Source organism: Micromonospora gifhornensis (assembly GCF_016863515.1).
In the GTDB taxonomy this organism is placed as follows: domain Bacteria; phylum Actinomycetota; class Actinomycetes; order Mycobacteriales; family Micromonosporaceae; genus Micromonospora; species Micromonospora gifhornensis.
The window spans coordinates 1-934 of record NZ_BOPA01000107.1; the positions used below are offsets into that span (position 1 = coordinate 1).

Here is a 934-nt window from a genome sequence, read left to right on the forward strand (position 1 = left end):
AGTTGGTGGTGGGGGTGGTGGCGAGGGTGTGGGTGAGGGTGTGGTTTTCGTTGTGGTGGGGGCGGAGGGTGGGGGTGGTGGTGAGGGTGGGGTGGTTGGTTTTGGTGAGGGTGGTGAGGGTGGTGTCGGGGCCGATTTCGATGGTGTGGGTGACGCCGTGGTGGGTGAGGGTGGTGGTGGCGTCGTGGTAGCGGACGGGTTGGCGGAGGTGGTGGGTCCAGTGTTCGGGTGTGGGGTTGGTGAGGGGTTGTCCGGTGAGGTTGGTGATGAGGGGGGTGTGGGGTGGGTGGTGGGTGAGGGTTTGGGTGGTGGTGTGGAAGGTGTCGAGGATGGGGTCCATGTGGGGGGAGTGGAAGGCGTGGCTGACGGTGAGGGTGGTGGTGCGTCGGCCTTGTTGGCGCCAGTGGTGGGCGATGGCGTGGGTGTGGTGGTGGTCGCCGCTGATGACGGTGGTGGTGGGGGTGTTGATGGCGGCGATGGTGACGGTGGGGTGGAGGGTGGGTTGGATTTCGGTTTCGGTGGCTTCGATGGCGATCATGGCGCCGCCGGGGGTGGCGGTTTGCATGAGTTTGGCGCGGGTGGTGACGAGGGTGGCGGCGTCGGTGAGGGTGAGGATGCCGGCGGCGTGGGCGGCGGTGATTTCGCCGAGGGAGTGGCCGAGGAGGTAGTCGGGGTGGATGCCGTGGTGGGTGAGGAGGTGGTAGAGGGCGGTTTCGATGGCGAAGAGGGCGGGTTGGGCGTTTTCGGTGCGGTTGAGGAGGTGGGGGTCGGTGCCGAAGATGATGTCGAGGAGGGGTTGGTTGAGGTGGGGGTTGAGGGCGTTGGTGACGGTGTCGAGGGCGTGGGCGAAGGTGGGGTTGGTGTCGTAGAGCTGGCGGCCCATGTTGAGGCGTTGGGTGCCTTGTCCGGCGAACAGGAACGCCACCTTCCCCGG

Annotated in this window: 1 protein-coding gene; it reads right to left on the reverse strand. The window is 66.8% G+C overall.

What is annotated here, in order from left to right; translation table 11 throughout:
• Positions 1-934, reverse strand: a 934-nt coding sequence (locus Vgi01_RS30325) for an acyltransferase domain-containing protein (RefSeq protein ID WP_204293346.1), incomplete at both ends; no start/stop codon positions are given.